The following is a 21,206-nucleotide window of genomic DNA, read 5'->3' on the forward strand; positions in this document are numbered from 1 at the left end:
CCTCCTTACAACTTTGTAGATGTTTCAACCGATGCGCTTGGGTCACAGGTATAGTCCCCGCTGTATTCGACAGTTTCAATCTGGCAATCCGGGCCGATAACCACTTTATTTCCGCGCACGGTTTTCGCCTTTGTATTTGTCAATTCAATCACGTCACCTTCGATCAGCTCTGCTGTTAGAACAGGCTGCGGCATCAATCTGAGCAATGTCAGCATTCCTTTTCTGCAGGTCACTTGAAGATGGCGGCAGCCGATCTCCCGCGCATAGCTTTCCCCTGCAGAAAGCTTAATGATCACCTGGTCTGCATTTAAAAGCCCGCTGATTTTGCATTTCCCTTCTGATTGAAAGGTTTCTGTTTCACAATCTGCTTCCATGACAGCTTTTCCGCTAATGTCAATGGCATCAGCCTTGACAGTGCCGCCAAATGTTGATGATCCAGCGATTTTCAATTGTTTTGCAGATACCTCTCCTTGAATAAAACCAGTGCCATTCATCCGGATAGATTCTGCTTCAACGTCTCCATGTATCTTTCCTGAACCGCTGATGGTTACCGCTTTCGCTTTGACGCTGCCGTCCGCTTTTCCGTTTCCATTAAAAGAAAAAGTGTCACACTCCACGTCCCCGGCCACTGTCCCGCTGCCATTAATCTCAACAGATTGAAATGTTCCTCCCTTTGAACTTCCTGATCCGTTTATCACCAGCTTTTCCACTACATCCATTGATGGCCCTCCTGCATAAATGTTGTTTTTAATTCCTCTGAAGCTTTTAATAAATCTATCCGTTCCACAACCTTTACGGATGATTCAAACAAAATGCTGTCCGCCGCAGCCGCTATAAAACAAGTTGTGACACCGAGCTTGCGGAGCACAATCAGCTCCGTCTGTTTTTCAATCTCTTCAGTATCATGCTTCTTTAATACCTCTGCAGCCATTTTTGCTTCTGCAAGGCTGACATTTCCAGACTGCAGCAGTCCCTCAAGCACATACAGCGAAAGCAAATCGCTGGATGAAAAAACCCGACTTTCTCCGTCTTCTGAATAGGCTTCAAGAGCAGGCCTTGAAACCAAACCCTTATGAAGCAATTCATCAGCGGTCATGCTGACATCCTTCATTTTCGGCGACAGCATTTCCCTCATTTCATCCAAAGACAAATTTTCTTTCATCTTTTGAATCATTGATATACGTTTTAAAATCTCCTCTCTCGGAAAAAACGTCTCTTGCCCTGTAAATGTGGATTTACGAATAAACCATTCCTCAGGTATTAAGTTTTTCCGCTTCCATCGATACAGCTGACCGTATGAAATCGATGTTCTTTCAAGTAATTCTTTTTTAGAGATTAATTGTTCTTCCATAAGTCCAGCTCCTTTGATGGGTACATTGTAACATAACACTGTTACGTTGTTAAGCCCAAAAACGAAACAAAGCATTTCAACATCTGCAAAAAACCCGCCCATCATCGATGAGCGGGTTTTTTCACTATTTTAAATCACGGTAATTTTGCTGGCGCAGCGCTTCATAAACAAGAATCGCGGCTGTATTGGACAGATTTAACGATCTGACGTGCTCTGTCATCGGAAGACGCAGGCAGCGGTCCATATTATTTTGAATTAAATCCTTTGGCAAACCGCTTGTTTCTCTTCCGAACACGAAGAAATAATCCTCGTCAAGATCAGTGTAATCAAATGATGTATGAGGCTGCTGGCCAAATTTTGTAATAAAGAAAAACTGGCCTTTTTCATATGCCTCAAACAATTCTTCTAACGAATCATGATACACAACGTTAACAAACTCCCAATAATCGAGTCCGGCACGCTTCAGCATTTTATCATCCGTTGAAAAGCCGAGCGGACGAATCAGGTGTAGCGTTGTATTGGTTGCTGCACAAGTACGTGCAATATTCCCTGTGTTAGCGGGAATTTCTGGTTGATATAAAACGACATGTAATGCCACAATGTTCACCTCTGTTTTTCTTATCCGCCCATCATTATAACATTAATTACTCTTTTGTCGTATCATCAACGATATGAAAAAAGGCATATCGTATTGAGGGTGTGTATGCCGTAGAATCCTCATATGACCAATACCTCATCCGGCTGTCATAGGTCTGGGCGTTGACAAGCGGCATATTGCCTTTGTCCTTTGCCACGACAATCGTTGTATGATTAAACCGGCCGTCTCCTTCGAAGTCATAGCAAATCACATCGCCCGGCATCAGTTCTTCCGCTGATTTCACCCGCACCGCACGCAGTCCGGCCTTTGAATTCGACAAATACATTTTCATAGAGTGAGCCACCGTCCAGCTGTAGCTCCATGAGCTTTGTTTCATCCACCAGCCTGATCCCCTGTTCGGATGACCGCGCATCGGCGCGCCTCCTGCATGAAGACACTGAGAAATAAAATTGGTACAGTTATCGCTGAAATTTTTATAAGCAGGATTGCGCTTGTTCCAAAATTTCTCGGCATATTGGACAGCGCCGAGACGATCGTATTGAAAAGCCCTGCCAAACGCTTCTCTTTCCTCTTCAGCTTCAGAATAGTCAATAATACTGGTCCCTTCATGAAATCCAGCCTGCTTTTTCGCAATTTCCTGATCACTAATCAAAATGTGATCATACAGGAAAGCCATTCGCTCCTCTATGTGCTCTTCTATATACAAGCTGTCATCTTGTTCCTTACACACGTATTCGTAATGGATGGTATACGAAAGGCAGGTCGTTCCGTCATCCTCAACCCGCACATGATTAATCACGGCCTTTGCTTTCGCTTTTATGATGTCAACTTTACGTTTTTCCAGAAGCTTTTTCTTACGCTCCATGACTTTAAGGTCTCCGACTTGAGACTCCTGTCTCATAGCATGCCCGTTAACCAGAAAGCCCAGCCGCTCCTCCGCTAATTGTTCTAAAATGTGCTTCAAGCTCACCCCACCCGCCATACTTTTTTATAGAGAAAAAACACTTGGATGATCTCAAGTGTTTTTTCCTTCTGCTCTATACGTATGTCAGGACAGGCCTTGTTTAGTCATGCCTGAAGCTTTTAGCAACTCAATTCCTTTTTCAATTTCCAGCTTTGCCTCTTCATCCTTCTCTTTTTCCAGCGCTTTTTCAAGCTCTTCCGCGTATGCGGGGTCTCCGATTTTCCCGATTGCCCATGCGGCTGTCCCCCTGATGACAGGACGCGGATCCTTGTGCATCAATTCCGCCAATTCAGGCAGTGCGGAAGCATCCTTAAAATGCGCAAGCGCGAGAATGGCGTTTCGCTGAATCGGTTTTTTCCCGCGCCAAGAACCTGAGACATGCCCGAATTTCTCCTTAAATTCCCGATTGCTGATGGTCAAAAGCGGCTTCAATAACGGTTTGGCAATCTCAGGATCAGGCTCCATTTCCGGATGAAGTTGAAAATCCTTCCCTTTATTGAGAGGGCATACCGTTTGGCACGTATCGCACCCGTACAGGCGGTTTCCGATTTTTGTCCGGAATTCATCAGGCAAAAATCCTTTTGTCTGGGTCAGAAAAGAGATGCAGCGCTGCGCATTAAGCTGTCCGGGATTAACCAGTGCTCCCGTCGGACAGGCGTCCAAGCATTTCGTGCAGGACCCGCACATATCTTCAATCGGCACATCAGGCTCAAAAGGGATATTTGTGATCATTTCCGCCAAATACACATAAGAGCCATACTCGGGCGTTGTGATCATACAGTTTTTCGCACTGAATCCGATTCCGGCACGTTCCGCAACGGCGCGATCAGACAATTCACCTGTATCAACCATTGACTTCGTTCTGATATCCTCATGCTTGCTTTTTAGAAAATCCTCCAGCAGATCAAGCTTTTCCCTCAGCACATCATGATAGTCTTTCCCCCAGGAGGCTCTGCAAAAAATGCCCCTGCGCTCAGTTCTCGTGCTTCTCGGCGCATCCTTCATTCTGGAAGGATATGCGAGAGCAATTGCCACTATTGATTTCGCTTTCGGCAAAAGAAGCTTTGGCGTCACCCTTTTTTCGATATCCGGCTCTTCAAAGCCGGAGAGATAGCCGAGCGATTCTTGAAGAATCAAACGGTCTTTTAAACTGTCAAAAGTATCAGCAGTCGTAAAACCAATCTTGTCCACGCCAATGCTTTTCGCGTATTCAATTAATTCTTCTTTGAGCTGATAAACGTTCATGTTTTGCACAGCCTCCTTTCTTTGTGATAAAACGATACAGCGTTTATAATAGGTTGATATCACGTAACTGGAGTGAATGCTAGTGAATATCAAACTTGATTCTGTTATTACTGAACGTGCGGCCGGCTTACGAGCAGCGGCTGTCATTTATGAGAATATCGAAGTCGGCTCCTCACCGCAAATGCTGAAAGGCAGACTCCGCCTGTTTCAAGAATCCTTGTTTTTCGACTATGCGGACTGCGGTATATCCGATGAATCCTTCGTCAAGGAATGGCAGGAACTCTTTAAACAGCTTAACCCTTCATTTGAGGGAGAAACAACCCCAATGGAGGACATGCTGGTCCCGATATCCAAGGAACAATTCATGGAAAGTAAAGACTCGGCCCATGACACAATCAATTTTTTCGCATTAAAATATTCTCTGCCCATTATGATTTATGATGCCGGCAAGCTTCACGAGCAAGTCCGGATCTCATTGGGCGAAAAAGAAAACATATTGATTTTCTCTGATGAAAACGGCGTATTTGGCGATTTCAAAAACAACGTCAACCACTATCCCGTTTCAAACGAGACTAAGAATATGCTGCAAATCATTTTTTTCCCGCCATCCATTGAGAAAAGCAGCGCTGTTAACCTCTTATCATCATTAACGAAAATGTTTGAACAAATTCACGGCGGCACCCATACAGTACATTGGCTTACGTAAAAGAACACGAATACCGTGTTCTTTTTTACATAAAAAAACGCAATACTTCGTTTATCTGAGAAACGAAACACTGCGTTAATAACGTATGTATGGAGCGGGTGATGAGAATCGAACTCACGACATCAGCTTGGAAGGCTGAGGTTTTACCACTAAACTACACCCGCATTTGTGGTTGTCAGTAACAGTACCGCTCTGACTTTTTTTATATTACATGTTTATTTATTTTTCGTCAAGGGAATATAAAAATTTTGTCGAAAAAAAGTTGTCTTTTTGTAAAGTTGTTAAGTTCCATTTACATAATGTTAAGTATACTATACAATATAATCAATCGAGATTGTGAAGGGGACAGACGTCATGATGAAAAATAAAGTAAAAGAGCTGAGGGCACGCTTCGGCTATTCTCAGGAAAAACTAGGAGAAACAGTCGGCGTCACAAGACAGACTGTGGCTGCTATCGAAAAAGGCGATTATGTTCCCTCACTGCTGTTAGCACTGAAAATCTGCAAAGCCTTCTCCATGAAAATGGAGGATGTCTTTTGGTTAGAGGAGGAAAACTAAGATGAGCATGAAAACAAAAGCAGCTTTTCACCTTGTGTTATTTGGCCTTGCATGCTGGACGCTGATTTCATACTTTGAAGCCTCAGAAGGCATAGCATCTTTTTTCGGCACAAAGAGCGGCGGGATGGTATTTGAATTAAACCTCACCCCCTTTATTCTGTTTGTTGCGGCGTCTGCGGTTTATTTGTACTTACAGAAAAAAAGCCGCCCTGCCAGAAAGCAGCTTCTTCTGCCTGATGAGTTTGAAGAGCAGGATGAAAGAGAGCAGATGATGACGGCAAAAGCATGTCGCGCGTCATATATCGCTGTCTACTTCTCGCTGCCTGCCGCAGCGGTTCTTCTCATTTTTTATCCGCTATTTCAATCACGTATTCCGTTTTTCCCTATTATTATTGTGTTTATCATCATGATCATCCAGCACCTATCCTACGTCATCTCTTTCAAGAAAAACGAAAAAAACTCCGGCGCGCTGTAATCGGCCGGAGTTTTTTCTTACCAGCTTGCTTTTTTCACACCGGGAATCTGGCCTTTATGGGCCAGCTCCCTGAAAGCGATTCTGGACATTTTAAACTTCCTCATATATGCTCTCGGGCGCCCCGTTACCATGCAGCGGTTGTGAAGCCTTCCCGGTGCTGAATCTCTTGGCAGCTTGCTGAGTGCCTCGTAATCTCCTTTTTCCTTCAACTCGCTTCTAATACCAGCGTATTGCTCAACAAGCTGTTGGCGTTTTAACTCTTTTGCCACTTTTGATTTTTTAGCCAAGTCACATAGCCTCCCTTTTAAATCGAAATTGTTACGATTTAAAATGTATCATGCACCATTCAAAAAAGCAAGCATACCGCTTTGTAAAACAGACGGCCTGAAGCCGCCCATTCTAATGATGCAATTCCACATAATACAGTAACGCATCTTGATGCTTAATGAGCTCTTTTTTATGTTCAGAGGTGTGCATTGTCTCGTCAGTCCCTCTAATACTGCTGCCGATCAAAGCAGGCTTCTCGAAAGTAATTGGTTCCGGCGATGAAATATTCTGAGTCATTTCCTGTGTTGTGCTATCGTCGCGTTTCACCGATGAATCAGCCGCTATATTTCCCTGTTTATCTACAATGCCAAAATGAATGGTGGTATGTTTATTCTTTCCTTCCCCCTCTTCATTCTCAAAATAAACAAATTGTATGGTATCGGTTTTTTCCTCTGAATAATCTGCACGAACCGGTCCAAACCTCTCAACAAGCTTCCCTTTTGATAATGTTCGATGTACATGTCAGCTGAAGAAATACCTTCACCGATATTGACGGCTTCGGCAGTGAATGCCTGTGAAGCTGCGACATCCATTCTGTTTTTTTCAAGATCTGATATGTCCGCCGCTTTGATTTCCATCTGTTTTGAATGTCCGCATGCTGACAGCATAGCTATGAGACAAATGACTGCCGCGCTTCTCAATGTTTTCAGAAAAAAAGCCCCTTTTTTTGAATATCATACCATGTTCGGGGGCTGTATTTTAGTTAAACTCATACATTTTTCTCTTTGACAAAATAAGTGTTTCCTACCGCTTCTCCCCTTTTGTTCTGATGCTTTCTCGTCCGATCATTTTCAAACGGCAAAAGCGGAAATACAAGCTCTGCAAAATAATACGCTTCTTCTAAATGCGGATAGCCTGAGAATATAAACGATTCTATGCCGAGTGCCTGGTACTCCGCTATCCGGTCGGCAATCGTCTGCGGATCACCGACAAGAGCTGTTCCTGCCCCTCCTCTGACCAGGCCGATCCCCGCCCACAGATTCGGGCTGATTTCAAGCTTCGTCCGATCGCCTTGATGAAGGACGGCCATCCGCTGCTGGCCTGAAGAGTCGTAACGGCTCAAAGCTGCCTGCGCTTTGGCAATGGTGTCATCATCCAAGTGGCTGATCAAGCGCTCTGCCGCTTCCCATGCCTCTTGTTCAGTTTCACGAGCAATGACATGCAGCCTAATGCCAAATCGAACGGACCTCCCTTCTTTTTCCGCTTGCTTTTTGACTCTCTCTATCTTTTCTTTTACTTGTTCAGGCGGCTCACCCCATGTCAAGTACACGTCTGTATGCTTTGCGGCAGCTTCAATTCCAGCCTGTGACGAACCACCGAAATAGATGGGCGGATGCGGCTCTTGCTGCGGCGGGAAAAGCAGATTGCTGTTTTCCACTTTTATATGCTTTCCTTCATAGGAAACCGTTTCTCCCTGCAAAAGTCTCCGCCAAACGGTTAAAAATTCGTCTGTTGCCTCGTAGCGCTCATCATGGCTGATAAACAGGCCATCGCCTGCCAGCTCATACGGATCGCCCCCAGCCACAACGTTGATCAGCAGCCGGCCGTCTGAAATGCGGTCTAGGGTGGATGTCATTCTGGCTGCTAAAGAAGGCTGCATTAAACCAGGTCTTACCGCGACTAAAAACTTTAAGTCCTTTGTTTCTCCTGCCAGTGCCGACGCTGTAAGCCACGGGTCCTCGCACGATCTTCCCGTTGGCAGAAGAACTCCTGTATATCCCAGCCTGTCTGCCGCCTGCGCGACTTGTTTAAAGTAAAGATGATCCGCAGTCCGTCCATCACTTTCAGATCCTAAATATCTCGCGTCTCCATGAGTCGGTATAAACCAAAGAATTTCCATATTCATCTCCCCTTTATATCTTTTATCCTTCGTAGCTGTTTCTCCACTTTAACAGCTTTCGTTCAAGCAGCCTGACAAAGGAATCCGTCAGCTTTCCAACCACTGCAAAAATGATAATCCCTGCAAAGACTTTATTCGTTTGTGAAAACTGTCTCGCATCCATGATCATATAGCCGACTCCCGAGCTTGAGCCCATCAGCTCTGCCACAACGAGCCCGAGCCATGCAATGCCGAGCGATAATCGAATGCCTAGCAATATATTGGGCAGGGCTGCCGGCAATATCACTTTGGATATCTGCTGATGCCATTTAAATTCAAGCACCCGGGCGACTTCAAATAACTTCGCGTCAACCCCGCGGATGCCATTAAACGTATTGATATAGACAGGAAAGAAGGCACCGAGCGCAATCAGCAAAATTTTAGATACTTCGTCAAATCCGAACCATAAAATAAACAGCGGCGTGACGGCCAGATGAGGTACGGTTCTAAGCATTTGCAACGACGGATCAAGATACAGCTCCGTCCGTTTGGAGAACCCGACCAAAATCCCGATCATCAATCCAAGTCCCGTGCCAAGCAAAAAACCAAGCGCCGCCCGATAAATGCTGATTTGCAGATGGCCGAACAGCTCGCCGGACAAAATAAGCTCCTTAAAGGTCAGAACAATCGTAACAGGTGTAGGCAGCACTGTAGCGGACACAACCCCCAGCCCGCCGATGACCTGCCATATGGCAATGATGACAGCGGGCAGTAAAAGCCCCTTCATCCAGCCGTATCTCTTCCTTCCGGGCTTTTTTCGCACCGCTTCCGCATTCGTTTTGGGCAGCGAGCCCGCAGCCTCTGCTTTCATCATTGATCACCTCCTGAGGAATGTTCCTTTAATGCTTTTTTGATAAAAGTGTTATCGACAACATCCTTCACATCAATCTTCTTATCTATCGCCTTTGTTCGAAATTGAAAATCTGCTGTTTCCTGCTGCGCTTTCACAATGTCGTCACTGATGACCTCATTCAGAGGTTCAGTATTTTTCAGCACATTTTCGACGACCTTTTTATCGAGATCTTTAATGTCAGAATATAAGTCCGCTGCTTCATCCAGATGTTCCTTTTGCCATACAACGGCTTTATTAAACACCTTCAGAAAACGGACCACTTCGTCTGGATGCTCTTCTGAAAACTTTGTTCTTACTAAAGTAAAACCCGGTGAATATAAATCTGTGCTTTCTCCGTTCACAAGGATTTTTGCTCCGTGTTTTATTGTTTCTAAGGACAAGTACGGCTCCCAAATGGACCAGGCATCAACAGATCCGTTTTCAAATGCGGAAGCTGCTTCATCAGGCTGAAGCTGAATAATTGTCACATCGTTAGCTGACAACCCCACTTGATCAAGCGCTTTATATAAAAAATCAAACCCGCTGCTGCCTTTGGCGACTGCAATTTTCGTCCCCTTTAAGTCCTTAACGTCTTGAATGCCGCTGTTTTGATTGACAAGGATGCCGTTTGCTTTCAAGCCGTCCTGAGACAAACCGATTTCTTTAAAGTCAATGCCTGCCGCCTGTCCAGCGATCACAGGCGAATTACCGACTTGAGAAAAATCAAGTTTGTCTGCCGCAAGGCCTTCAAATTGGGGCGGACCGCTTTGAAACTCCACCCATTTCACTTTGATGCCTTCTTTTTCAAATGCATCTTCGAACCAGCCTTTTTCCTTTGCGATCAAAAGCGGGCTTAAGCTTTGCTGAATACCAATACGAATTTCCTTCAATTGTTTGTGGTCACCGCTGGCTCCATTTGCTCCACAGCCTGCGAGCAGAAAAATAACGGCAACCAATACAATGAGTCCTTTTTTCATTTCCGCTTCCGCCCTTTCTATATCCCTGATCCTTCTGCGTACTCCAAATCTTCTGTTTTCTCGAATTCCGACAGCACTTTCTGTCTGATCACTTGGAAATCCGGAGTCGTCCGGTTCCGCGGATACGCCAGGTGAATGGGCATCAGCTTATGGATTTTCCCAGGTTTGGCCTTAAGGATCGCAAGCTCATTTCCTAAATAAACAGATTCATCTATATCATGAGTCACGAGAATCATCGTTGTTTTTTTCCTCCTCCATATATCCAGCAGCACGTCCTGCAGGTGTTTTCTTGTAAAAGCGTCGAGTGCACCAAACGGTTCATCTAAAAGCAGCACCTCAGGCTCCCGCAGAAGGGCCCGGGCGATGGCTACTCTTTGTGACATGCCGCCTGACAGCTCGCGCGGATATGCTTTTTCCGATCCTTTCAATCTGACAATCTCGATCAGTTCATCCACCTTTTGTTTGACTTTTGGGTCCTTCAAATTCAAGTCGGCTGCAATATTCTGCTCAACAGTCAGCCAAGGAAAGAGGCGGTGTTCCTGAAAAATAAATCCTTGCTGAATACCCGGAGCTGTTACGCTGCGGCCGTTAATTTCAACACTCCCGTCATATTCAGAATCAAGCCCTGCAATAATCTTTAACAGGGTGCTTTTTCCGCACCCGCTCGGTCCGATAAGCGTTAGAAATTCGCCTGGTGCGATTGATAATTCTATGTTCTCTAAGACCGTGTTTTTGCGGCCCTCTTGAACAAATGCCTTTTCTTTGATGCTGATGGTCACAGCCACTTTTATCCCTCTCTTTCTGCCAACCCCGCCTTCAAAAAAAACAAAAAGGCCCCCATCTCTGTTCTTGTAGAGATGAGAGCCTTCGGCGGTCCGATCAGCTGCCCAATTGTTTTTTTGTTTGAATAACATGTTAATTCAAATTATTCCGATATGTCAACTCTTTTTTAAATACGATTTTTGATATCCTTGTTTATCACTTACTCTGCTTGTTTCGCAAATAGAGAAGGAAAAATTATTTCTCCAAAAATTATTAAGTGTCATAAAAAGCTGTTACAACAAGGTTTTTCAACACTTTCGATACTAGATATCGATTAATAGAGATAACTATTTTATAATAATTATAAAATAATATTGACTTTTTAATTAGAGATGATATTATGTTCTTATAAATTCCAAGAGGTGATAACATGAGTTCAAATAAACTGACAACTAGCTGGGGCGCTCCGGTTGGAGATAATCAAAACTCAATGACTGCCGGTTCTCGCGGACCAACTTTAATTCAAGATGTACATTTACTCGAAAAATTGGCCCATTTCAACCGAGAACGTGTTCCTGAACGTGTTGTTCACGCCAAAGGAGCAGGCGCACACGGATATTTTGAAGTGACAAACGACGTAACAAAATACACGAAAGCCGCTTTCCTTTCTGAAGTCGGCAAACGCACACCGTTGTTCATCCGTTTCTCAACAGTTGCCGGTGAACTTGGCTCTGCTGACACAGTTCGCGACCCGCGCGGATTTGCTGTTAAATTTTATACTGAAGAAGGAAACTACGACATCGTCGGCAACAATACGCCTGTATTCTTTATCCGCGATGCGATTAAGTTCCCTGATTTCATCCATACACAAAAAAGAGATCCAAAAACACACCTGAAAAATCCTACGGCTGTATGGGATTTCTGGTCACTTTCACCAGAGTCACTTCACCAAGTGACAATCCTGATGTCTGACCGCGGAATTCCTGCAACACTTCGCCACATGCACGGCTTCGGAAGCCATACATTCAAATGGACAAATGCCGAAGGCGAAGGCGTATGGATTAAATATCACTTTAAAACGGAACAAGGCGTGAAAAACCTTGATGTCAATACGGCAGCAAAAATTGCCGGTGAAAACCCTGATTACCATACAGAAGACCTTTTCAATGCAATCGAAAACGGTGATTATCCTGCATGGAAACTATATGTGCAAATCATGCCTTTAGAAGATGCAAACACGTACCGTTTCGATCCGTTTGATGTCACAAAAGTTTGGTCTCAGAAAGACTATCCGTTAATCGAGGTCGGACGCATGGTTCTAGACAGAAATCCGGAAAACTACTTTGCAGAGGTAGAACAAGCGACATTTTCACCTGGAACACTCGTGCCCGGTATTGATGTTTCACCGGATAAAATGCTTCAAGGCCGACTGTTTGCTTATCATGATGCACACCGCTACCGTGTCGGTGCAAACCATCAAGCGTTGCCAATCAACCGCGCACGCAACAAAGTAAACAATTATCAGCGTGATGGACAAATGCGCTTTGACGATAACGGCGGCGGATCTGTGTATTACGAGCCTAACAGCTTCGGCGGTCCAAAAGAGTCACCTGAGGATAAGCAAGCAGCATATCCGGTACAAGGTATCGCTGACAGCGTAAGCTACGATCACAACGATCACTACACTCAAGCCGGTGATCTGTATCGTTTAATGAGTGAAGATGAACGTACCCGCCTTGTTGAAAATATCGTTAATGCTATGAAGCCGGTAGAAAAAGAAGAAATCAAGCTGCGCCAAATCGAGCACTTCTACAAAGCGGATCCTGAATACGGAAAACGCGTGGCAGAAGGCCTTGGATTGCCGATTAAAAAAGATGCTTAATGTAGAAATGCAAAAACCCGCTGTAATCAGCGGGTTTTTTTATATTTAGTTACACATTGCGTATGCTTCTCATCAATCTTCATATAAATTTCTTCCATTAGCTCCGCGCTGTTTATAATCTCTCGTTTGTTTTTTTCAATCAGCAGCTCAAGCGGCAAAATCTGATTCCCGTAGGTTTTTCGCTTCCTGAATCGTTTTCTCCCCTTTTCTTTTTTGACTCCCATCAATAATCCCTCCTTTTTCATACAAAAAAGGCCCTTATCTAAACGATAAGAGCCTTCGGTGTTCCGATCAGCGCGATAAATTTGAAAAATTTGTACTGACCATGTTAATTCATACAATACCGACCTGTCAACTATTTTTTGAGAGTGTTGACACTGTATCAGATTGCATCTCCGCTTTTTCCTTATACACTCTTTTCCCCTAACGCATAAGCTAGAGAAACTAGAATACGAGAGAAAGAGAGGTGGGAGTGTGGAAAAGACAAAATTGACCGGACGTATCGTAACACGGGATGATCCGGACTATCGAGAGAAACGATGGGAGACTACGTAAATTGGCCAGATATCGAAATCAGAAACTGGCCAAGAACATATTACGGCGAAAACGTTGAACGACTCCGCCGTGTCAAAACGAAATATGATACAGAAAATGTTTTCCGCTTTGAACAGAGTATTCCGCCGCTTCGACGCTCTCTGTTTTTCTAAAAAAAAATCAAGATGGAGCATTCTCCATCTTCATCTTTTTTATTGATATAAATTGCTTCCCGTATCGACAAACTCTTTTGCTTTTTCTTTTAATCCTTTATTTATGGCTTCTGCTTCACTGAGATCGTTTTTCTTCGCATAATCCCGAATATCCTGTGAAATTCTCATGCTGCAAAATTTCGGACCGCACATGGAACAAAAGTGAGCGGTTTTTGCTCCTTCAGCAGGCAAGGTTTCATCATGGTATTCAAGCGCTCTCTCCGGATCAAGAGATAGATTAAACTGATCCCGCCAACGGAATTCAAAACGGGCTTTCGATAACGCATCATCCCGGATTTGCGCCCCAGGATGCCCTTTTGCAAGGTCTGCAGCGTGCGCAGCAATCTTATATGTAATGACTCCTTCACGAACATCATCACGGTTTGGCAGCCCTAAATGCTCCTTCGGCGTTACATAACAAAGCATTGCTGTCCCGTACCAACCGATCATCGCCGCTCCGATCGCTGAAGTAATATGGTCATATCCCGGGGCAATATCCGTTGTCAGCGGCCCCAATGTGTAAAAAGGCGCTTCTTTACAAATGTCCATTTGTTTATCGACGTTCTCTTTGATTTTATGCATCGGAACATGTCCAGGCCCCTCAATCATCACCTGAACATCATGCTTCCAGGCAATTTGCGTCAGCTCTCCAAGCGTCTCTAATTCAGCAAACTGCGCTTCGTCATTGGCATCAGCAATTGATCCGGGACGCAAACCATCCCCAAGAGAGAAAGCAATATCATACGTTTTCATAATCTCACATATTTCTTCAAAATGTGTGTATAAAAAGCTTTCTTGATGATGAGCCAGACACCACTGCGCCATAATCGCTCCCCCGCGTGACACAATACCAGTTGTCCGTTTGGCAGTCAGCGGTACATACCTAAGCAAAACACCCGCGTGAATCGTAAAATAATCCACTCCCTGCTCTGCCTGCTCGATTAGCGTATCACGATAAATCTCCCACGTTAAATCCTCCGCTACGCCGTTTACTTTTTCAAGCGCCTGATAAATCGGAACAGTTCCCACAGGCACGGGGCAATTGCGGATAATCCATTCACGCGTCGTATGAATATCTTTTCCGGTAGAGAGATCCATCATTGTATCTGCTCCCCAGCGGATGGCCCACGTCATTTTTTCCACTTCTTCTTCAATGGATGACGTAACCGCTGAATTCCCGATATTTGCATTAATCTTCACATGAAAATTCCGGCCGATAATCATTGGCTCACTTTCAGGGTGATTAATGTTTGAAGGAATAATCGCCCGGCCGCTGGCTACCTCGTCTCTGACGAATTCAGGAGACACATGCTCACGAATGGCGATAAATTCCATCTCAGGTGTAATGATCCCCTTTTTTGCATAGTGCATTTGAGTAACATTTTGACCTGCCTTCGCCCTCAGCGGTTTCCGCTTTAATCCTGGGTAGCTTACGTTTGGATTTGCTTTTTTATAACCGTTATCTTCTGGTTTTATAGCCCGACCTTCATACTCTTCCACGTCACCGCGCTCTGTGATCCATTTTTGGCGGAGCGGCTTTAATCCTTCTTGAATATTAATGGTTACTCCAGGGTCCGTATACGGTCCGCTTGTATCATAGACACGCACAGGCGCGTTTTCCTCTTCGCCGAACGATCCCGTCGTCGGACTCAATAGGATCTCCCTCATCGGCACTTGGATGTCCGAAGAAGAACCCTCCACGTATACCTTCTTGCTACCTGAAAAACTTGACATAATGGAAATGTTGGCTTGCTGCACTGAATTGTTTTGCATTACTTTTCCTTCCCCTCTCTACGTTTGAAAGGACAAAATCAAGCCCATAACCAGCACAAAAAACCGGATTCATATAAATGAACCCGGTTACAGTCAGAAAGAAACATATTATTGCCCAGCACGACAATAACAAAAACTATTCCTCTACTTCCCCACGCTGGTACGAACCAGATCAGGTCCAAAGGGTTAAGAAGCTTACCTTCCCTCTCAGCCCGAAAGCGGGCACCCCCAGTAACTATTGATTTCGCCCTCATCTTAACATAAAACCAATCTGAAAAAAAGAGGAATATAGAAAATATTCAGCTAATTCATCCCAAATATTTGACCGGCAACGGGATTTCAGATACTTCATGTTCCCCCATTATCACCCGATATGCCTTTGCACCCGCTCTTGAACTCACGGTTTGAAACAGCTGATCATTTATGAAATGGAGAGCAGCCCCATCATCCGCTGCATAGCCACTGCATAAGAACTTGTTAGATATCAACTGGTGGTATGCCGGTCTCCGATCCTTTTCCCCGTCATAATGGGGACAAAAGCTCCCTTGCAAAAAACCTAAACTTTTCAAACCTGTCAGCGGTCCGGCTGAATCTGTCACCCCTTCTTCAAACCAGCAGATCGCACCGGCACTTAATCCAGCTAGGACCACACCGTTCTTCCATGCTTCCCTGAGAATATGGTCCAGCCCCCACTCTTTCCATAACACAAGTAAATTCCGCGTATTTCCCCCGCCAACATAAATCACGTCCATTTCCATAACAAAAGAAGCTAAATCTGTTGATGGCGGCTTAAACAAAGATAAATGAGACGGCACACAATCCAGTGTTTGAAATGCATGATAAAACCGCTGAATATAGTTTTGGGAATCTCCGCTCGCCGTCGGCAAAAAACAAATACGAGGCTGCTCTCGTTTTGATTGATTGAGGATATATTGATCGAGGGACAAATTATCCGGCTCCATCGAAAAACCCCCGCCCCCCATCGCAATAATCTGCTTCATCATCACACCCCCCAACAAATTTGTTGCTTATTATAGCATTTTGTATAGAAGCAAGAAACAAAGCCAAATACTTTCTTATCAGGAGCTGCTAAAAAAACAAAGGAGGTGGTTTCCCATTGAACAAAGTCTTTGCCCCAAAGATATTCTTGATTTGTTAACAACAATAAAAACCAGCATTAACAAATACACTGTCGCAATAACAGAAGCCGAAAATCCCCACATCAGAAGAGCGTTGCATGATCAATTAGATACAGCCATTCATCTCCAAGATGAACTGTCAGATTTTCTGTTAGAAAAGGGGTGGCTCGGGTGAGCAATTTCAAATCGATTCGCTTTTATCTTACAGCAAAGACCACCAAAAGAGACGGGATCTCAAAGATGAGATGCCGTCTCTTTTTTATTGCTCCACTCTTCTTAAAGCCTCGTTTACCGTTTCTTTTATAAACGCGTCTTCACCGCTTAATCGGTCTAAACTGAGATCGCCGTTTCTCAGCCTTTCGGAAATATTGTTTATATCTTCCTCTACTGTGATTTGCAGCTCACCAGCCAAAAACATTCTGTGTAATTCATCTGCAACCAAACTTTCTTTATTCACTTCCATCCACTCCTTTATTTTCAATATTATTCTTAGTCTGTCCCTAGGCCGAGACGAATAATAGGAAAAAAGTATGAATTAAACGAATCTTTTTTCCTCCTTCTTACGTATATCTGTTGAGAAAAAAGAAAAAGGGGAAGATCTAACATGTCATTTTTTAAAAAGCTTGCGGCAAGTGCCGGAATTGGAGCTGCAAAAGTAGATACAATTTTAGAAAAAGACGCATATTTTCCAGGAGAAGAAGTACGGGGAACGGTACATGTCAAAGGCGGAAAAATCGCTCAGGACATCCGTTATATCGATTTACAGCTTAGCACACGGTATGTCATTGTAAAAGACGATGAAGAGCACCGGAAATACGCTACAATTCATTCTTTCCGGGTCACTGGTTCATTTACCATTCAGCCTGGTGAAGAGCATCAATTTCCGTTCACATTCACTCTGCCTCTAGATACGCCGATCACTGTAGGGAAAGTAGAGGTTGCCGTGGTGACAGACCTTGACATTCAAGGCGGTATCGATAAATCCGATCATGACCGCATTTTCGTTGAAGCGCACCCTTGGATTGAAAATGTGCTTGAAGCAATCGAAAACCTGGGCTTCCGTCTTAACGAAGCAGACTGCGAACAAGCGCCCTACTTCCAGCGTCGTCTTCCGTTCGTTCAAGAATTCGAATTCGTTCCGACTTCCGGATATTATCGTCAGATGCTTGATGAATTAGAGCTCATTTTCCTTTTAGACGAAGACGGTTTGGAAATCATTTTCGAAGTCGACCGCAGAGCTAGAGGACTCCGAGGGTGGCTGGAAGAGATGTATAATGACGGAGAACAGCTTGTACGCGTCCGTTTCAGCCAATCAGAGCTTGAAGATACAGAAGAGCTAGAAGAGGTGCTAGAAGAGATCCTAGACCAATACGCTGAGTAAATAAAAAATAAAAACCCGTTTCTGTTAAGAAACGGGTTTTTCAGTATACCGGTGGTCGGGGTCGAACCGACACTCCAGAAGGAACACGATTTTGAGTCGTGCGCGTCTGCCAATTCCGCCACACCGGCAAGTTTTACGTCGTATCTAACCGACGAATATAAATATATCATGGATCTCATAAAGTGTCAACGTATTTCAAAAAAGTTTTTTTGGAAATATAAAATAAAAGTGTTGAAAGACTAGCTAAACAGCCGCTTTATAATAGGCCTCGGAACTTAACTTGTTATGATAAATCAAAGCATTAAAAAAATGATCTACTTATGTAGATCATTAATATGATTAGTTATAATGATAAAATACAAACACCAATTCAACTTACCATGTAAGTAAAATTGGTGCCGAGGGCCGGACTTGAACCGGCACGGTAGTCACCTACCGCAGGATTTTAAGTCCTGTGTGTCTGCCAATTCCACCACCCCGGCAATAAGAAGGCGACACCCGGATTCGAACCGGGGATAAAGGTTTTGCAGACCTCTGCCTTACCACTTGGCTATGCCGCCGTAATTGGAGCGGAAGACGGGATTCGAACCCGCGACCCCCACCTTGGCAAGGTGGTGTTCTACCACTGAACTACTTCCGCATTTTTAATGGACTTAATACATTATATGCAGTTGATATAAAAAGTGAGACTGGGCTAGCTGGATTCGAACCAACGCATGACGGAGTCAAAGTCCGTTGCCTTACCGCTTGGCTATAGCCCAATGATAATATGGGGCGATTGATGGGAATCGAACCCACGAGTGCCAGAGCCACAATCTGGTGCGTTAACCACTTCGCCACAACCGCCATAATCTCAAGATGTCATAAATTTGGCAGGGGCAGTAGGAATCGAACCCACACCGGAGGTTTTGGAGACCTCTGTTCTACCGTTAAACTATGCCCCTATAAATGGTGGAGGGGGGCAGATTCGAACTGCCGAACCCTGAGGGAGCGGATTTACAGTCCGCCGCGTTTAGCCACTTCGCTACCCCTCCACATTAAATTTTGAAAAAAACAGTGCCGGCAAGAGGACTTGAACCCCCAACCTACTGATTACAAGTCAGTTGCTCTACCAATTGAGCTACACCGGCATAGGTGGTGGCTCGGGACGGAATCGAACCGCCGACACACGGATTTTCAGTCCGTTGCTCTACCAACTGAGCTACCGAGCCTAAGTATTTAAATGGCGGTCCGGACGGGACTCGAACCCGCGACCTCCTGCGTGACAGGCAGGCATTCTAACCAACTGAACTACCGGACCATTTTAAAATTTGGTTGCGGGGGCAGGATTTGAACCTGCGACCTTCGGGTTATGAGCCCGACGAGCTACCGAACTGCTCCACCCCGCGATGATATAATGGTGGAGGATGACGGGCTCGAACCGCCGACCCTCTGCTTGTAAGGCAGATGCTCTCCCAGCTGAGCTAATCCTCCATCATATAATGACCCGTACGGGATTCGAACCCGTGTTACCGCCGTGAAAGGGCGGTGTCTTAACCGCTTGACCAACGGGCCCAGACTTTCAATTGTAATTATGTATAAGTATCAGTGGCGGAGAGCAAGGGATTCGAACCCTTGAGACGGAGTTGACCGCCTACACGATTTCCAATCGTGCTCCTTCGACCACTCGGACAGCTCTCCAATAATGGCTCCGCAGGTAGGATTCGAACCTACGACCGATCGGTTAACAGCCGATAGCTCTACCACTGAGCTACTGCGGAATGAAGTCTGCCTGGCGATGTCCTACTCTCACAGGGGGAAACCCCCGACTACCATCGGCGCTGAAGAGCTTAACTTCCGTGTTCGGTATGGGAACGGGTGTGACCTCTTCGCCATCATCACCAGACATTTTCAGTGACATTTAACATTATACTATGTATTCTTGAGAAAATCAAGTGTTTTTTTAAAAAACTTATTCTCTCAAAACTAGATAACAGGTGTGACATCATTCAAAAATATGGTTAAGTCCTCGATCGATTAGTATCTGTCAGCTCCATGTGTCGCCACACTTCCACCTCAGACCTATCAACCTGATCATCTTTCAGGGATCTTACTTCCTTGCGGAATGGGAAATCTCATCTTGAGGGGGGCTTCATGCTTAGATGCTTTCAGCACTTATCCCGTCCGCACATAGCTACCCAGCGATGCCCTTGGCAGAACAACTGGTACACCAGCGGTGCGTCCATCCCGGTCCTCTCGTACTAAGGACAGCTCCTCTCAAATTTCCTGCGCCCGCGACGGATAGGGACCGAACTGTCTCACGACGTTCTGAACCCAGCTCGCGTACCGCTTTAATGGGCGAACAGCCCAACCCTTGGGACCGACTACAGCCCCAGGATGCGATGAGCCGACATCGAGGTGCCAAACCTCCCCGTCGATGTGGACTCTTGGGGGAGATAAGCCTGTTATCCCCGGGGTAGCTTTTATCCGTTGAGCGATGGCCCTTCCATGCGGAACCACCGGATCACTAAGCCCGACTTTCGTCCCTGCTCGACTTGTAGGTCTCGCAGTCAAGCTCCCTTGTGCCTTTACACTCTGCGAATGATTTCCAACCATTCTGAGGGAACCTTTGGGCGCCTCCGTTACCTTTTAGGAGGCGACCGCCCCAGTCAAACTGCCCACCTGACACTGTCTCCCCGCCCGATAAGGGCGGCGGGTTAGAAGGTCAATACAGCCAGGGTAGTATCCCACCGATGCCTCCACCGAAGCTGGCGCTCCGGTTTCCAAGGCTCCTACCTATCCTGTACAAGCTGTACCAACATTCAATATCAGGCTGCAGTAAAGCTCCACGGGGTCTTTCCGTCCTGTCGCGGGTAACCTGCATCTTCACAGGTACTATAATTTCACCGAGTCTCTCGTTGAGACAGTGCCCAGATCGTTGCGCCTTTCGTGCGGGTCGGAACTTACCCGACAAGGAATTTCGCTACCTTAGGACCGTTATAGTTACGGCCGCCGTTTACTGGGGCTTCAATTCGCACCTTCGCTTACGCTAAGCGCTCCTCTTAACCTTCCAGCACCGGGCAGGCGTCAGCCCCTATACTTCGCCTTACGGCTTCGCAGAGACCTGTGTTTTTGCTAAACAGTCGCCTGGGCCTATTCACTGCGGCTCTCTCGGGCTTGCACCCTAACAGAGCACCCCTTCTCCCGAAGTTACGGGGTCATTTTGCCGAGTTCCTTAACGAGAGTTCTCTCGATCACCTTAGGATTCTCTCCTCGCCTACCTGTGTCGGTTTGCGGTACGGGCACCTCTCACCTCGCTAGAGGCTTTTCTTGGCAGTGTGGAATCAGGAACTTCGCTACTATATTTCGCTCGCCATCACAGCTCAGCCTTATGGGAAACGGATTTGCCTATTTCCCAGCCTAACTGCTTGGACGCGGATATCCAATACCGCGCTTACCCTATCCTCCTGCGTCCCCCCATTGCTCAAATGGTGAGGAGGTGGTACAGGAATATCAACCTGTTGTCCATCGCCTACGCCTTTCGGCCTCGGCTTAGGTCCCGACTAACCCTGAGCGGACGAGCCTTCCTCAGGAAACCTTAGGCATTCGGTGGAGGGGATTCTCACCCCTCT

The 21,206-nt window shown here is 45.5% G+C and carries 22 protein-coding genes, 17 tRNA genes, 2 rRNA genes, 1 pseudogene and 1 riboswitch (1 of these 43 only partly in view); of the genes and pseudogenes, 7 read left to right on the forward strand and 35 right to left on the reverse strand.

Annotated elements, in window-relative coordinates; genetic code table 11:
* Window positions 1-5: 5 nt before the first annotated feature.
* The 5 genes from ACQVGT_RS15840 to queG form a co-directional block, all read right to left on the reverse strand.
* Window positions 6-719, reverse strand: a complete 714-nt coding sequence (locus ACQVGT_RS15840) for a bactofilin family protein (RefSeq protein WP_015383176.1) — start codon at window positions 717-719, stop codon at window positions 6-8.
* On the reverse strand, window positions 710-1,351 hold the full coding sequence (locus tag ACQVGT_RS15845) for a YhbD family protein (RefSeq protein WP_015482991.1): 642 nt from the start codon (window positions 1,349-1,351) through the stop codon (window positions 710-712). Before ACQVGT_RS15845 ends, ACQVGT_RS15840 begins: the two co-directional genes overlap by 10 nt.
* 124 nt (window positions 1,352-1,475) lie before the next feature.
* Entirely contained in the window at window positions 1,476-1,958 is a 483-nt protein-coding gene (gene trmL / locus ACQVGT_RS15850) for a tRNA (uridine(34)/cytosine(34)/5-carboxymethylaminomethyluridine(34)-2'-O)-methyltransferase TrmL (protein ID WP_003233442.1), read from the reverse strand.
* A 37-nt stretch (window positions 1,959-1,995) separates the two neighbouring features.
* Window positions 1,996-2,931, reverse strand: coding sequence for an amidase domain-containing protein (locus ACQVGT_RS15855; RefSeq protein WP_080030648.1), 936 nt, complete (start codon window positions 2,929-2,931; stop codon window positions 1,996-1,998).
* A 66-nt stretch (window positions 2,932-2,997) separates the two neighbouring features.
* On the reverse strand, window positions 2,998-4,158 hold the full coding sequence (gene queG, locus ACQVGT_RS15860; protein WP_015482989.1) for a tRNA epoxyqueuosine(34) reductase QueG: 1,161 nt from the start codon (window positions 4,156-4,158) through the stop codon (window positions 2,998-3,000).
* A gap of 82 nt (window positions 4,159-4,240) precedes the next feature.
* On the opposite strand from queG, the gene ACQVGT_RS15865 reads away from it, so the two are divergent.
* On the forward strand, window positions 4,241-4,864 hold the full coding sequence (locus ACQVGT_RS15865; RefSeq protein WP_015383172.1) for a B3/B4 domain-containing protein: 624 nt from the start codon (window positions 4,241-4,243) through the stop codon (window positions 4,862-4,864).
* A gap of 90 nt (window positions 4,865-4,954) precedes the next feature.
* Here ACQVGT_RS15865 and ACQVGT_RS15870 read toward each other — a convergent pair.
* Window positions 4,955-5,028 (reverse strand) — tRNA-Gly (locus ACQVGT_RS15870).
* A gap of 193 nt (window positions 5,029-5,221) precedes the next feature.
* Here ACQVGT_RS15870 and ACQVGT_RS15875 point away from each other — a divergent pair.
* Together ACQVGT_RS15875 and ACQVGT_RS15880 are read left to right on the forward strand one after the other, a co-directional pair.
* Window positions 5,222-5,422 (forward strand): helix-turn-helix transcriptional regulator, encoded by a 201-nt coding sequence (locus ACQVGT_RS15875; RefSeq protein ID WP_009966860.1) that lies wholly within the window; start codon window positions 5,222-5,224, stop codon window positions 5,420-5,422.
* 1 nt (window position 5,423) lies between these two features.
* The gene (locus tag ACQVGT_RS15880; protein WP_014476230.1) at window positions 5,424-5,897 is read left to right on the forward strand and encodes a membrane protein; all 474 of its coding nucleotides are present in this window, start codon (window positions 5,424-5,426) and stop codon (window positions 5,895-5,897) included.
* A 17-nt stretch (window positions 5,898-5,914) separates the two neighbouring features.
* Here ACQVGT_RS15880 and rpsN read toward each other — a convergent pair whose 3' ends face one another.
* From rpsN to ACQVGT_RS15915, 7 genes are all read right to left on the reverse strand, one after another.
* Window positions 5,915-6,184, reverse strand: a complete 270-nt coding sequence (rpsN, locus tag ACQVGT_RS15885) for a 30S ribosomal protein S14 (RefSeq protein ID WP_015383171.1) — start codon at window positions 6,182-6,184, stop codon at window positions 5,915-5,917.
* 112 nt (window positions 6,185-6,296) lie between these two features.
* Window positions 6,297-6,599, reverse strand: a complete 303-nt coding sequence (locus tag ACQVGT_RS15890) for a YgaN family protein (protein ID WP_491798135.1) — start codon at window positions 6,597-6,599, stop codon at window positions 6,297-6,299.
* The gene (locus ACQVGT_RS15895) at window positions 6,524-6,802 is read right to left on the reverse strand and encodes a YgaN family protein (protein WP_491797731.1); all 279 of its coding nucleotides are present in this window, start codon (window positions 6,800-6,802) and stop codon (window positions 6,524-6,526) included. Before ACQVGT_RS15895 ends, ACQVGT_RS15890 begins: the two co-directional genes overlap by 76 nt.
* A gap of 131 nt (window positions 6,803-6,933) precedes the next feature.
* Window positions 6,934-8,064: an FMNH2-dependent alkanesulfonate monooxygenase gene (gene ssuD, locus ACQVGT_RS15900; RefSeq protein WP_041520041.1), complete on the reverse strand. Its 1,131-nt coding sequence runs from the start codon at window positions 8,062-8,064 to the stop codon at window positions 6,934-6,936.
* A gap of 22 nt (window positions 8,065-8,086) precedes the next feature.
* The gene (locus tag ACQVGT_RS15905) at window positions 8,087-8,917 is read right to left on the reverse strand and encodes an ABC transporter permease (RefSeq protein WP_080109032.1); all 831 of its coding nucleotides are present in this window, start codon (window positions 8,915-8,917) and stop codon (window positions 8,087-8,089) included.
* On the reverse strand, window positions 8,914-9,912 hold the full coding sequence (locus tag ACQVGT_RS15910) for an aliphatic sulfonate ABC transporter substrate-binding protein (protein WP_015383166.1): 999 nt from the start codon (window positions 9,910-9,912) through the stop codon (window positions 8,914-8,916). The genes ACQVGT_RS15905 and ACQVGT_RS15910 overlap by 4 nt, the downstream gene beginning before the upstream one ends.
* Before the next feature lie 17 nt (window positions 9,913-9,929).
* A complete protein-coding gene (locus ACQVGT_RS15915; RefSeq protein ID WP_015482984.1) occupies window positions 9,930-10,697 on the reverse strand; it encodes an ABC transporter ATP-binding protein in 768 nt (255 codons plus the stop codon).
* A 407-nt stretch (window positions 10,698-11,104) separates the two neighbouring features.
* On the opposite strand from ACQVGT_RS15915, the gene katA reads away from it, so the two are divergent.
* A complete protein-coding gene (gene katA, locus ACQVGT_RS15920; RefSeq protein WP_014476225.1) occupies window positions 11,105-12,556 on the forward strand; it encodes a catalase KatA in 1,452 nt (483 codons plus the stop codon).
* 26 nt (window positions 12,557-12,582) lie between these two features.
* Here katA and senS read toward each other — a convergent pair whose 3' ends face one another.
* Window positions 12,583-12,780, reverse strand: a complete 198-nt coding sequence (gene senS, locus ACQVGT_RS15925; RefSeq protein WP_003245192.1) for a transcriptional regulator SenS — start codon at window positions 12,778-12,780, stop codon at window positions 12,583-12,585.
* Window positions 12,781-13,074: 294 nt separating this feature from the next.
* Here senS and ACQVGT_RS15930 point away from each other — a divergent pair.
* Window positions 13,075-13,263: pseudogene (locus ACQVGT_RS15930) on the forward strand (BBE domain-containing protein); the annotation flags it as partial.
* A gap of 39 nt (window positions 13,264-13,302) precedes the next feature.
* Here the strand turns inward: ACQVGT_RS15930 and thiC are convergent.
* Window positions 13,303-15,075, reverse strand: a complete 1,773-nt coding sequence (gene thiC, locus ACQVGT_RS15935) for a phosphomethylpyrimidine synthase ThiC (protein WP_015482983.1) — start codon at window positions 15,073-15,075, stop codon at window positions 13,303-13,305.
* A gap of 132 nt (window positions 15,076-15,207) precedes the next feature.
* Window positions 15,208-15,315: riboswitch (TPP riboswitch) on the reverse strand.
* A 68-nt stretch (window positions 15,316-15,383) separates the two neighbouring features.
* Window positions 15,384-16,076, reverse strand: a complete 693-nt coding sequence (locus tag ACQVGT_RS15940) for a Type 1 glutamine amidotransferase-like domain-containing protein (protein ID WP_015482982.1) — start codon at window positions 16,074-16,076, stop codon at window positions 15,384-15,386.
* 40 nt (window positions 16,077-16,116) lie between these two features.
* On the opposite strand from ACQVGT_RS15940, the gene ACQVGT_RS15945 reads away from it, so the two are divergent.
* Window positions 16,117-16,389 carry a spore coat protein gene (locus tag ACQVGT_RS15945; protein WP_015383160.1) on the forward strand — a complete coding sequence of 91 codons (273 nt, stop codon included), beginning with the start codon at window positions 16,117-16,119 and terminating at the stop codon, window positions 16,387-16,389.
* Window positions 16,390-16,473: 84 nt separating this feature from the next.
* Here ACQVGT_RS15945 and ACQVGT_RS15950 read toward each other — a convergent pair whose 3' ends face one another.
* Window positions 16,474-16,677, reverse strand: a complete 204-nt coding sequence (locus tag ACQVGT_RS15950) for a hypothetical protein (protein WP_014479229.1) — start codon at window positions 16,675-16,677, stop codon at window positions 16,474-16,476.
* A 141-nt stretch (window positions 16,678-16,818) separates the two neighbouring features.
* Here ACQVGT_RS15950 and spo0M point away from each other — a divergent pair, with 141 nt between their 5' ends.
* Entirely contained in the window at window positions 16,819-17,595 is a 777-nt protein-coding gene (spo0M, locus tag ACQVGT_RS15955) for a sporulation control protein Spo0M (protein WP_015383158.1), read from the forward strand.
* 46 nt (window positions 17,596-17,641) lie between these two features.
* On the opposite strand, the gene ACQVGT_RS15960 is transcribed toward spo0M, so the two are convergent.
* The 18 genes from ACQVGT_RS15960 to ACQVGT_RS16045 all read right to left on the reverse strand — a co-directional run.
* Window positions 17,642-17,723: transfer RNA gene (locus ACQVGT_RS15960), tRNA-Leu, on the reverse strand.
* A gap of 265 nt (window positions 17,724-17,988) precedes the next feature.
* Window positions 17,989-18,077 (reverse strand) — tRNA-Leu (locus ACQVGT_RS15965).
* A gap of 7 nt (window positions 18,078-18,084) precedes the next feature.
* A tRNA-Cys gene (locus ACQVGT_RS15970) sits at window positions 18,085-18,155 on the reverse strand.
* Between the two features lie 5 nt (window positions 18,156-18,160).
* Window positions 18,161-18,235: transfer RNA gene (locus ACQVGT_RS15975), tRNA-Gly, on the reverse strand.
* Between the two features lie 49 nt (window positions 18,236-18,284).
* Window positions 18,285-18,356: transfer RNA gene (locus ACQVGT_RS15980), tRNA-Gln, on the reverse strand.
* A 9-nt stretch (window positions 18,357-18,365) separates the two neighbouring features.
* Window positions 18,366-18,441 (reverse strand) — tRNA-His (locus ACQVGT_RS15985).
* A gap of 24 nt (window positions 18,442-18,465) precedes the next feature.
* Window positions 18,466-18,539, reverse strand: a tRNA-Trp gene (locus ACQVGT_RS15990).
* A gap of 5 nt (window positions 18,540-18,544) precedes the next feature.
* Window positions 18,545-18,629, reverse strand: a tRNA-Tyr gene (locus ACQVGT_RS15995).
* Window positions 18,630-18,652: 23 nt separating this feature from the next.
* Window positions 18,653-18,725, reverse strand: a tRNA-Thr gene (locus ACQVGT_RS16000).
* 5 nt (window positions 18,726-18,730) lie between these two features.
* Window positions 18,731-18,806 (reverse strand) — tRNA-Phe (locus ACQVGT_RS16005).
* A gap of 12 nt (window positions 18,807-18,818) precedes the next feature.
* Window positions 18,819-18,895 (reverse strand) — tRNA-Asp (locus ACQVGT_RS16010).
* Window positions 18,896-18,906: 11 nt separating this feature from the next.
* Window positions 18,907-18,983 (reverse strand) — tRNA-Met (locus ACQVGT_RS16015).
* A 9-nt stretch (window positions 18,984-18,992) separates the two neighbouring features.
* Window positions 18,993-19,068 (reverse strand) — tRNA-Val (locus ACQVGT_RS16020).
* 9 nt (window positions 19,069-19,077) lie between these two features.
* A tRNA-Glu gene (locus tag ACQVGT_RS16025) sits at window positions 19,078-19,149 on the reverse strand.
* Window positions 19,150-19,183: 34 nt separating this feature from the next.
* Window positions 19,184-19,275 (reverse strand) — tRNA-Ser (locus ACQVGT_RS16030).
* Between the two features lie 5 nt (window positions 19,276-19,280).
* Window positions 19,281-19,355: transfer RNA gene (locus ACQVGT_RS16035), tRNA-Asn, on the reverse strand.
* Between the two features lie 9 nt (window positions 19,356-19,364).
* A 5S ribosomal RNA gene (gene rrf, locus ACQVGT_RS16040) occupies window positions 19,365-19,480 on the reverse strand.
* Between the two features lie 111 nt (window positions 19,481-19,591).
* A 23S ribosomal RNA gene (locus ACQVGT_RS16045) occupies window positions 19,592-21,206 on the reverse strand (it continues 1,313 nt past the right edge of the window).

The sequence above is a fragment of the Bacillus sp. SCT118 genome, assembly GCF_058566435.1.